Origin of the sequence: Chryseobacterium hagamense (assembly GCF_007991455.1) — a bacterium.
In the GTDB taxonomy this organism is placed as follows: domain Bacteria; phylum Bacteroidota; class Bacteroidia; order Flavobacteriales; family Weeksellaceae; genus Chryseobacterium; species Chryseobacterium hagamense.
Map to the genome: position 1 here is coordinate 1 of NZ_BJYJ01000054.1, position 11,416 is coordinate 11,416.

The 11,416-nt window shown below is 43.3% G+C and carries 5 protein-coding genes and 1 pseudogene; 1 reads left to right on the forward strand and 5 read right to left on the reverse strand.

What is annotated here, in order from left to right:
• Window positions 1–960: 960 nt before the first annotated feature.
• The 4 genes from CHA01nite_RS19835 to CHA01nite_RS19850 all read right to left on the reverse strand — a co-directional run bounded on the left by CHA01nite_RS19835 (window position 961) and on the right by CHA01nite_RS19850 (window position 9,597).
• On the reverse strand, window positions 961–4,038 hold the full coding sequence (locus CHA01nite_RS19835) for a DUF2135 domain-containing protein (protein WP_146944639.1): 3,078 nt from the start codon (window positions 4,036–4,038) through the stop codon (window positions 961–963).
• 737 nt (window positions 4,039–4,775) lie between these two features.
• Window positions 4,776–5,768: a phosphotransferase gene (locus CHA01nite_RS19840; RefSeq protein ID WP_146944641.1), complete on the reverse strand. Its 993-nt coding sequence runs from the start codon at window positions 5,766–5,768 to the stop codon at window positions 4,776–4,778.
• Between the two features lie 106 nt (window positions 5,769–5,874).
• Window positions 5,875–7,707, reverse strand: a complete 1,833-nt coding sequence (locus CHA01nite_RS19845) for a T9SS type A sorting domain-containing protein (protein ID WP_146944643.1) — start codon at window positions 7,705–7,707, stop codon at window positions 5,875–5,877.
• Window positions 7,708–8,253: 546 nt separating this feature from the next.
• Window positions 8,254–9,597: an exodeoxyribonuclease VII large subunit gene (locus tag CHA01nite_RS19850; protein ID WP_146944645.1), complete on the reverse strand. Its 1,344-nt coding sequence runs from the start codon at window positions 9,595–9,597 to the stop codon at window positions 8,254–8,256.
• 479 nt (window positions 9,598–10,076) lie between these two features.
• Between CHA01nite_RS19850 and CHA01nite_RS19855 the strand changes: the two genes are divergently transcribed.
• Window positions 10,077–10,847, forward strand: a complete 771-nt coding sequence (locus CHA01nite_RS19855) for a GLPGLI family protein (protein ID WP_146944647.1) — start codon at window positions 10,077–10,079, stop codon at window positions 10,845–10,847.
• Between the two features lie 373 nt (window positions 10,848–11,220).
• On the opposite strand, the pseudogene CHA01nite_RS19860 reads toward CHA01nite_RS19855, so the two are convergent.
• Window positions 11,221–11,416: pseudogene (locus CHA01nite_RS19860) on the reverse strand (HlyD family secretion protein); the annotation flags it as partial.

The window sequence follows — 11,416 nt, forward strand, 5'->3', positions numbered from 1 at the left end:
ACATTTAAGGGTCTGTCTCTCATTAATAATCATTCAATCAGAAATTACTTCCTGCCGGATCAATAATTCTGATTTTTCACAGGCACTTATTCTTTTATTAATTTTTCAATTTTTTTCGGATTCGGCTATCAATGATGTAAAACCGTATCAAAAAAAGTCATGAATAAACACGCGTGTTTTTAAATATATCATTAATATCCAATTGCCTCAACAAAATTTTATCTCAAATCATAACTCAATGATAACAAATTAATTAACATTTAAAAAGTTAAAAAAATTAAAATAAATCAGATAGAAAAAACAATTTGATCTTATCCGAAAAAGACCGTCAGTTTCCGATTTTCAAGCTGCTGACTCTAAAATAAACTATTTAAGCATTTAATAACAATTAAACACCAATTCTCTTGAATAAATATCTATTTATCATTTTAAACGATTAAATTTTAATGATTATTAAATAATAAAAATCGATGAAAATTTAAAAATTTCATGAAAAGACATAAAATATTTTGCCAGACAGGCAAATGGTTGCTCCCATACCCTTATATTATAATTTATGATAACCCATCAATTATGAGATAAAATTTTCCGGAAAGAAAACCCTTTATTACCATAATGAAAGAATTCATTTTCATTTTAAAAGACAAATTATTAATATTTAAATAAAACCTGTTTATTATTAAATATATTTTAACTATCATTATCGAAAACAAAAAAGCGTCTGCTGTTACGCAGACGCTACTGTCTCAGTCTTCTTCATGATACTTTTGACTCCATCATTAACATTCACATACCCCATTCTATTGTGTTTTCACCTTGCTTTTTAAAATTCCGCAGGCTGCACTGAATTGTTCAGTTAATTCCATTCATCGGTATTGACTGAAACGGATTGGTCCACCTGCGGAATCACCTGATATATCCTTAAAAAACCACAATCTCCGGGCTACTTCAGACTCACTATTAAAATTCAAACGCTCCAATCAGAATTCCATCATCATGGCTCTTGCCGTCTTTCTGATTCTGGAACACCACGATCTTTCTTTCCTGCCGGCCCGTAGCGTAATTGATATATACTTCCGCCATGATCGCCGTTGGTCCGGCAATACCCACCTGTCTTTCCCCAAAGAAGTTGGTCTGGATTTTATATTTTCCTTTCACCGCTTTTTTAAGCAGAAACTGCTCGGGGCCGAAACCTCCGGTGAAATCATTGCTCAGCCTTCCGCCTATTGCGGTTTGTGGATTTCTGTAATAGCAGCGTTCGTTATCCGGATCCGTTACCCAAAGGTCGATATCGGTATCGTCTTTATTCCAGTTGAGCACCACCCGGATGTTGACCGGAAGATCGGCGATAATCTTAGGATTGATGTTTTTAAGGTCCAGCTTCTTCCCATACCTGCTGATCAGTCCGTTGATCTCCATAAGCACCGTTTCTTCGATGCCGTCATCACGGTCGGCCAGTTCTCTGGTGTACGACTGCATTAAAATCGAATACAGGTTGTCCAGGGCCTGCTGATACTGTCCGTTGTCTTCCAGCGCCAGGGCATAATCCCTGTAGCTCTGCGGATCAAAAGGCCGCCAATCCAGGACTTTCCGGGTGATAAACAGTTCCTTGTCATAGATTTCCGCCTGTTTCAGCTTATAGGCCAAAAGCTTGTACAGCTCCTCATTTTCTATATCGAGATCCGCAATCGAGCTCAGTACTTTTACTCCTGATTTTCTATCTCTAAAGTTAAGCAGCAGTTGGGCGACATCAAAATAGTACTCAGGCATTCCCTCATATTTTTCCCTGTTGTCCAGATAGACCTGATAAATAGTTTCCGCATCTTTAGCCTTTTGAAAAAGCTTCATGTATTCCGCATCGGATTTTACATCGATCACATTGATTCTCCCGGAATTGATTACCTCTGAAAAGTCCTCGGTCTTTATGCTATCGGACTGTGTTCCCGAAGCCCTGCTTACTGATACGCCGGCCACCCGGCCTTCAAGAGTCTGCATGGAATTCACGGAAGCTACCATCTCCGATCTTTTTCTCATACCCAGCGCTGCCGTCACCACCACTTCCTGAATATCTTTGTCTTTAGAACCAATGATATCCACCGCCTCATCATCTTGCTGAGCTTCAATCTCCCGGGCTGCTGATGCATTAGCTGCCGCACCCGGAGCTCCTATCATCACTACCTCTTCGATTTCCATATTTCTCCCGGTGGCAGAATCCCGGATTCCATTGCGATCCGGCTGGGGATATCGTTTTGGTTTTGCCTTTGGAGTAAAATCTTTTTTCCACCATTCTTTCAGCTGTACGGTCATTCTTTCGGCATCGGCCATCAGGCCTTTTACCCGTTCGTCTTTGCGGACGCTATTGTTTTTTACCATCCGGTCGTATTCACTTTTCAGCTCTGCCGGCGGCGGAATCTCATACCGGACGTAATCTTCCACATTTTCCAGCACCATCAGGCTCATGTTGTTGCTGACCAACCCGAACTGGCGGCTGATGTCTTTAATCTCGCCCTTATTTTCCTTTTCAAAAATTTCCAGTTCGCCCAGTTTTTTCTGGGCCCAGAATTTCGAAATTTCCCAGTCTTTCACGGTCTGCTCTTCTGCATCCAGGGAGATGGCGCGGGTTTCCGTGGTTTCATTTCCGTACCCGAATCTGGCTATAACCGAAGACCGGTTTCCCTTCAGAATCCCGGTTAGCACAAAATCTTGGGAAATGGTTTGTGGCAGCGAAGGATAAGTTTCGGAAAGGGTATTGTTTTGCTCAAGCCCTAAAAATTTCAAAGGCTGGACCAGGAGTTTTTTTACTTCTTTTGCGGGATTGTTTTCGTTCAGGTTCAGAAATTCACCGCCGGTGGTATTGCTGATGAATTTCAGTTGGGCAGTATTCACCATAGCTGAAGACGATATGGAATAAATAGGCCTGTTGGTATTCCCGTTTAATTTCAGTTCCCCGAAAGAGGACAGTCCGTCCGTAAAAAACAGGATTTCTTCTTCTTTTACCGGCTTCAGCTGCCCGAAATCCGTACCGCCGTCATAGATGGTCCGCAACAGGAAGTCCTTCAGCGCCGCCCAGTTTCCGTTGCTGATTTTAAAAACCTGCCCTTCTTCAAAGGTATTGTTAAGGAAATAGACTTTTACCGTAAGGTTTTTGTTGGTTTTAAAATAGGCGCCCAGCAGAGCCCATTCCTTTGAATGATCCCGTTTTTTGCCGCTTAAGGAATTATCCCAGACCACCGCCAGCCTTTCCGGCAGTTTTTTCGCCCGTTCTCCCGGATTGATCGTGATTCCGGCCAGGAAATAGGATGTGTTCCCGGAGGCTTTCTGCATCAGTACTGTCTGGCCTCCTTCATGCTGGGGAAGATTGATCCTGATGTTATTTGCCGGTTTAAAATTGACCTTACGGGTTTCCGCTACCCATACATTCCCGTTTTTTACGAAATCGAAGCCGCCGTCGGGTTTTTCTTCCAGCTGCGGAACACCGGCACTTTGAAAAACGGTGGTTTTCAGGGTAAATTCAGGAATCCCGGCCGTCCCGCTCAGAGGAAGAAAATACTGATAAACGTTCCCTGATTTTTTCAGTTCGTAGTTATAGGTAATCTGAACCGTTCTTTCCCCGCCATGGGCAGCAATCGGATAAACCGTGGTCCTGAAATTATTCCCTTCCACTTTTTCGAGGATGCCGGGATCCACATTCCTTTTTTTAATGGTTTCGTAGACCTCCCGGGCCTTTTCCTTTTCTACCGGAACGGCATTCCGGAGTTTCCCGTTGATGTCGAGGGCATAACCGCCGGCACTTACGCCTTCAGGCAGCGGAAAGGTAACCCGTCCTTCTCTCAGCCGGCTGGAATTGTTCCTGAAAACCATGGTTACGGTATTGGTGGAAATCCTTCCGGTGATCCGGGTTTCAATATTCAGCTTCTGCAGAACCACGTCATTGTTTTTCTGGTAGCCGCCTTTTCCGTCGGCAGTTTCTACCACCGGTACCTGCGCCAGGCTGAATACCGGAAGAAATAACAGGAGGTGTAGATATAAATTTTTCATGGATGATCTTTTTGTTGTTGGCAAATGTCTTTACTGATATAGATGCGGAAACGGAAAGAAACGTTGGAAAACAGGTAAAAAAAAATTAAAATAAATTTTATCATTCTGTTTTTCAGTACTTTATTTTTTTTATTTATCAGAATAACATTTGGTAAAAATCCGGATAAGATGATATCAGGATTAAAACAAACCGGTAAAGGAAAATGTATAAAATGTACAGCTAGAGCTCTTAAAAAATAGCTCCATTTGTTTTTCTGAGTTATGAATCACATCATAAGAACCGAAGCTAAAAGACTTTACCTTTGGAAGGTATTCATTCACTCCTTGCAAATTATTTTTTCAAAAGGCCGCTTTCTTCGGAGGAAGCGGCCTTTTTCAGAGATTGTTTCATAGATATCATACATCCTGAGTATCGATAGGGCTTGCCTTAATGATCCTTCCACTACTACTTGCAATCAAGGCTTATAAAATGTTAAAAAAAGTTAAAATACGGCATGTTTTTCGTTTTGTTCAAATGGTCTAAATAAGCCCAAAAATGACGTTAAAAGTGATAGGCAAACGAAAAAGCATTAAAATGAAAGAAACCCGTACCTAATGGCCCCAGCAAGACAGGAAATCCTTCCGGAGACAAAAGAGGCAATAACCCCACTGCACCCGGTAAAGCAGCGCCCCCTGCTCCTAAGAAAAAATCCTGAATTTATTTTACTCAGAATTTCTGACAGGCTTTTATCAGACTTTTACTCAATCTCAATCTTCTGGTAAGCCATCCACCTTTTCAGGTTTCCGGTCATTCTTTTCAGATGGTCTTCATTCAGGAAAATATTGGTCCAGTAATCAAACCGGTCGCACTGGACGCTGATGTAGTAGGTCATGATGGCCAGGCACGCGTAAGGTAAAAACTTTTTCTCCTCTTCGCTGATTACAGTTACCGTCTCGTACCCTTTGATGAAGCCGGCTGCTTTGGCCTCATAATCCGCTTCATTCGGGTGAGTGGCAAACAGCTGGAAAAGGAAATACGAAATGTCGAAGCACAGATAACCGTTGCCGCAGAAATCGAAATCAAAGAAAGTGACGTCTTTTTCATCATCAATGTGCAGGTTGTCGAACCAGACATCGAGATGCACGGCGCCGTACCGCATGGATCCCGGATCAACTGCTTCCATTTTCACCGCTAAAAAACTGGAAAGACTTTCCAGGAATCCGGTCTCGCTGATGTTCTGATGATAGAATGCCTTTGTACGTGAAACCGGGGTCCGGAGCAGGGTTTCGATGGTATACGATATCCTTTTCAGTCCGAGGTTTTCCGTCGACTGATGGACTTTTGCCAGGGCCTGCCCGATCAGGAAACTGGTTTCCGGTGAAAATCCGGCGGTTTTGATTCCTTTGGCATACGAAAACAGGACTCCGTACCTCGTCCCTTCCGGCGCTTCAATTTCCTGGATGCAAGCACCTGACCGATCCGCAATTGGAAAAGCCACCGGCCGGTCCGCTTCTTTCAGCAGGGTGAGGAGCCTCAGCTCTTCCTCAACTTCCGGTCTGGTCCGCCATTGGTGGGTATATACCCTGAAAACATATTTTTCTCCGCCGTCATGAACAATATACAAATGATTCATCGCCAGGCGGAAGATACGGCATTCTATTTTATCGCTCAGTCCGTACTGCTGTCGGATAAGACTACCCAGGGCAGCGGGTGCAAGGGTACTGTTTAGTACAGGGAACTTTTCTGTCATCAGTTTTGCGTTTCAATTTGTATTAAGCGGATAACAGGACCACCTTTGCCGGTACAACCTGTTGTTAATTTCTTTTGTCTTCATCCGGGATATTGTGTCTTTTTTATTATTTGACCGTCATTTTAAAAACCGCGATCTTTTCTTTGTTTTCGGACAAAACTTCCAGCAGGTAATTCCCCGTGACCAGCTTCCCTGCCAGATGAAAGGAATTGACCTTCTTTTTTTCAAAAGGTGCCTGGTACACCAGCTTCCCAGACCGGTCATACACCGAAAGATTTGCTTTCTGCTTTTCGAGGAGATTTCCGGAAACGGCAAAATTACCATTATTGGGATTGTCATACAACTGCAGGCCGTTGTTTTTAACAGCCTCATCAGAGACGGACATCTGCTGCTCGCCTTTTAAGCTGAACCTGGCGATAAAACCGAAGGGCGACTGCGGATAAGGATTGGTCATGTCCGGATAGGCTGCTCCAACGGTTCCAATACCTGTGGGCGATCCGGTAATACCCCATAACATCAGCGCACCGTTGTCTAAAAACTGGGCATTGATGAATTCTCCGAAATAATTGCTGCCGGTTCCTCCGTAGTAAGAAGCCCACTGCCTGTTTCCGGCATCATCGAATTCCGCAAAGTACATATTGGTGAGTGCGGGGGAAGTATTGGGAACGGTCGTGAGAAAAGCTCCCGGAGTCGAAACGTTCCCGGACGCGCCGTAATGGGAACCGGTAATGACAATTCTGTTATTAAGGACGGTTAAATTATGAAACCCGTTGATAAGGTCATAGCCGCTGCTGCCGAAATAGGTACTCCAGACCCGGTTTCCGGTGAAGTCGAACTTGCTTAAAAAGAGGTCGCCGCCATCCATCTGGCTTTTGAAAGCCCCTGACGTTGCAAAATAGGAAGGATAATCCTCGTCTTCCGTTTGTCCGCTTACGTAGATCCCCGAGGCATTGACCTGAATGGAGCTAATGCCTGATCCGGTATAGGTTGCAGCGTTAAACGGGGGTCCGTAATAAGTACCCCAGATTTTTGCACCGGTATCCGCATTCCATTTCATAATGATATTCGAGGCTGCCGAAGCGGGCTGAAAAGTGCCGGGATCGGTATAACTTCCGGGGATTAGGGGAGAATAATTGGCGGCAAGATACAATTCGTTATTATAGAGGTTAAAATCTAGAATTCCCGCCGTTGAAAAAGTACCCCATACTTTTTGTCCCGAAGCGTTCAGCCTGACAAGGTAGGAAGTATCCTGAGCAAGTCCTGAAACTGTGAAAGGCATGTAAGTTTCCTGAAAAACACCGGGGGTTCCCAATCCCGGAATGTCATTTTTTGTATTCCCCAGCAGGTAAACGTTCTGACCGGAATCGAACCTTAAGGTCATGGCTTCACTCCCGGTACCGTTCGGAAGGTAAGTTGTCCAGACCACATTGTTACCGGAATCCCGCTTGGTAAGAATCCGGGTGATGTTGTTGGAAGGATCCATATTCTGGGTAAGCCATACGCCGGGGCTCGCCAGGCCGGGTACCTGTCCCGGTACCTGCTTCAGCGTATACCTATTGTCCGAGGCATCTATACCGACTATCCTTTCATAATTGCTGATAATTCCGGTATAATCTCCTTTTGTCATCTGGCCGCCCGGGGAAAACGTTGCCGAATAATAGTTTGAATTTTCCGTAAACACCACAGGATTCCCGCCTCCCGAAACAAACTGGTTGTAGTAGGAAGCGCTATAGCCGCTGTCAAAGATTGTTTTACCATTCACATAGATATTGTTCTGTGAATCTTTAAAGAAACAGGTGCCGACCAAAGAAAATTCATCCAGATAGGTATTGGAGCCTCCTACGTAAGTTCCCCAGGTCCGCTCGTAAGGAAAAGACTGCGCCTGGCTGAACTGCCCGAGTCCGATTGCGGCTAATACAAGTAAAAGCTTTAGTTTCATGATCTTAATTTTTTCAAATATACCTAAAATTATGCGGTTTGTAGGCTTAAACTATAGGTAGACAAGGCAGGGCATCGTCTGTTTCCGGGATTTCAGCGGATGGTTATATTCCCGGAAAAGAAGAGGATAGACAATACCGTTCCGGAACACCGGATTTTGGACATTCAGCAAAAAAAGCAGGAAGAGGGATGCCGGATACCGGAAGTTTCTCTTGTCAGACATAGCATCGAAGGTCCTGATCATCAAACTGAATAGGTTATCGTTTTATCAGAGGAGTTCTTATTCAATCCTGAAGAACCGGCTTTTTTTTCAATCCGGGACGGATTTCTCTTGTTTTAAAGTCCTTAAAGGACGGCTTGGTACAGGACAGGATAAAATCCTGTCAGAAGTATAAACCGTGTATTTGTTCCGGCAAGATGAGTATGATTTAAAATCCCGGCTGGATCAGTCTCAATTTTATTTTTGAATTAAATAATCGGCTGAATATGATGTTGATACGGTCAAATCCACGTTAAATTACTGAAAAGAAATCAGATATTATCGAATTCATGTTATTTTAGCCAAAACCAGGCCGATAATCAAAGCGATGATAAAGGTAATCAGCAGGGCCGTGTAATTGGTTTTCCCTTTTTGCGCCTCGTCTTTCAGCCGGATGTTGTCCTGCCTCACATTTTCCAGACTGGCCTGCAGGGAAGCTGTCTTTTCATTGACCGCTGACCGTAGGTTGTTTTCATGCAGGGCGGCCATTTCTGCTTTGTAGGTATTCAGTTCATTTGTCCGTTGGTTCTGCTGGTCCTGAAAGTTTTTCTGCAGGTCTTCCAGCTGCTTCACCGAGTTGGCCTGCAGTTTCAGGAATTCCTCGTTGCGGACCTTCATCTGGTCGGCAAAGGTCCTGGAGTGAGTCTCCATCTGCTCTTTGTAAGTTTTCTGCGCTTCCGTGAATTCTTCGTTCTTCGTTTTCAGCTGTTTCTCCAGGGTTTCCACCTGCTCCGAAAACTGTTTCCTGATATCCTTTTTTACCTCATCGATCAGAAGTGCCCGGGAGTTTACGCGTTCCTGCGAAAGCTTTTCGGCAATGGCGTGCAGCCCGGCCCCATAGTCGTGCGGCAGGTGAAAGCGCCTGTCTGCCAGACGGTCCAGCAGGGTTTCATCTACCGTATGGCCGATGGCCGTTACCGTAATCGCTTCCATCCCGATGAAATATTCCGAAAGATCAAGATCATTAAAGACCTCCATGCTCTGGCGGTCTCCGCCTCCCCTTACCAGGCCGACCACCTCATAGTTTTCCGAAGCAAGCTCCTTCAGCATCGATAGGATGGCTGTCGGAGAAGTGATATTGCAATGGTAACTGCTGATTTCAAAACGGGAAGACGAAACGTCCAGGCCTTCTGCAAAATCCTTCTGGACGATGGCATTATTCCCATAGATATTGGCTACCCGGATTTTTTCATCCTTCAGCATTTTCTCCCGGATAAAGGCTTCAAGATCCTTTGTCCCTTTTTCCAGCTTCTGCTGTACCAATTCATACCTGTGAAGCTCTTCTTCCGAAATGGATTTTTCTTCCTGCTGAATAATCTCATCCACCACAAAACGCAGCTCGATCGACGAATTTTTAATGCTTTTTTCAATGAATCCGCGTAAGGTATAGATTTCATTATTGGCGATTTTGCTTCGCAACAGGGAAGAAATCCTGATGCCGATCGATGCGTGGTCACTTTCCGAAAACAGATGGTCATAATAATAGTTCCCGTAAGCCTTCCCTCCCCCGAAAGAATACCTGCCCTTTAGATAGATCAGGTTAACAGTAGCACTGATCTTCAGCGCATTGCTGAAAATCCCGATCACCGATGCGGGCGAATAAACCGGATACGTAACTTCTTGTTCTGACATATTGCTGAATCGCCAAATCCATTTTGGACAGCCTGCAAAGATAGGGCTATTTGTCCTGAAAAACCTACCCCGTCTTCCAAAAGTCCCTGATTATTTTATCCGGTTTATCCAACCTGGATCAGGCTATTTTGCCGCTGATCTAAAATTTATTCTGATGATTTGATTGCCGCGCCTGTTTTTAAAATGATACTTTATAAACGGCCAAAGTTTCCGACGCCAACCCTGATTTTTTATTGCAGGCTCTCTTTGAATTCTTCATTAATTGATGTACTTTTGCAGCTGAGTACTTTCATGTATTCTTAGTATGATAATCCCTGTTCAGTTTCTGGATGGGGATTTTTTGTTTTTCCGGCTAAAAAGGTTTACGACTGTTAAGTGATGAAAAAATAAGATTTGCCGGTCCTGTCTTGGATATTAATACAGGTATTGATTTTTCTTGCATTATTTTCGTATTATTGGGATCGTTAACGCTGATAGTTATGAAGAAGATTCTCTTTGCAGCATGGCTTGTATCCGATATCCTGGCGATTTCAGCACAGGACAAAGCGGTCATGGAGGTGAATTATGAAACCAGAATGATTTCCGACAGCCTGAACCGGGATAAGGTTAGTGTGTATGCGTCTACTCTTCTGTGCAACAATGTAGAATCCGTTTACTTCAGCCGGGAAGCGCAGGCCTATTACAAAGGATTTTCCACAGCAACCATCAGCACCAGTGCGGGCGCCATCCCCAAATATCCGAAATCGGTCGGCAGTGTTTACAGAACGAAAGAAAAACTATGGGCTTCGCTTCCCGTGGGCAAATACATCTTCACTTACGAAGAACCCCAGCTGAAATGGGAAATCCTGAACGAAACCAAAGACCTCAAAGGCTTCAAAACCCGGTTGGCCAAAACCACCACCGATACCGGCGACACGTATTTTGCCTGGTTCACCAACGATATTACCATCCCCGACGGACCTTTCCGCTTCAAAGGCCTTTCCGGATTGATCCTCGAAGTCTACAATAAAAACAAGACGATTGAAATCTACGCCACCGATATTAAAAAATCCGATGAATTGATCGAACCTTTGAACTACGGGAATGATGTGAAGACCAAATCGAAACAGCAGTTCCTGGAAGCACGGAAAAACTATATTGAAAACCCGTCGATGTACAACGGTAATCTGAAAGTATTTGATTCCAACGGCAACGACCGGACGAAAATGATGACGGAACGGCTGAAGAGGGTGAATGTTTTTTTGGATTGATATTAAGTTATTACTTAGAATTTTTCATGTAGTAATTCTTTTTCACCCGAATTTATAATGATAATCTGGTATTTATTATCAAGCGAATTTATAATTCCAGATCCGGTTTTAGAGTTTTCTGTTTGTAAAATAGTTTCTAAAAAATTAGATTGGCAGAATCTTATCGGATCATGCTTTGCAAACTGCAAAAACTTTTGAAGAATCGCACAATAAAAAACAGTTTGAATTAAGATTAATAACTTTTGATATAATATTTAAAATAAACTAGTTAAAAAATCCATTATTAGCAAAAACAGTGTCATCATTAAATCAATCATATATTATTTAAATTGCTGTCAAGTTTACCTATATACCTGATCTAAAATATTCAATATCAATTTTGATAACCTAATAATTTTCTCATTTGATAAAAGAATCTTTCGATTAATCTTAAATCTTCCGTTACAATTTCAGCGCTGCCTTTAAGCTCTTTGTCGAAAGTAAGGGTTTTGTTGTAGCTTGTCCTGAGTCCTTTCGGAAGGATAATATCTACATAATAATTGCCGTCTTTATCAGGGGACAAAGATATA

Bases quoted from the DNA above. Each gene is read 5' to 3' on its own strand.
- CHA01nite_RS19840 (WP_146944641.1), bottom strand. From the start codon at position 5,768: ATGACAGAAAAGTTCCCTGTACTAAACAGTACCCTTGCACCCGCTGCC.
- CHA01nite_RS19845 (WP_146944643.1), bottom strand. From the start codon at position 7,707: ATGAAACTAAAGCTTTTACTTGTATTAGCCGCAATCGGACTCGGGCAG.
- CHA01nite_RS19855 (WP_146944647.1), top strand. From the start codon at position 10,077: ATGAAGAAGATTCTCTTTGCAGCATGGCTTGTATCCGATATCCTGGCG.
- CHA01nite_RS19850 (WP_146944645.1), bottom strand. From the start codon at position 9,597: ATGTCAGAACAAGAAGTTACGTATCCGGTTTATTCGCCCGCATCGGTG.
- CHA01nite_RS19835 (WP_146944639.1), bottom strand. From the start codon at position 4,038: ATGAAAAATTTATATCTACACCTCCTGTTATTTCTTCCGGTATTCAGC.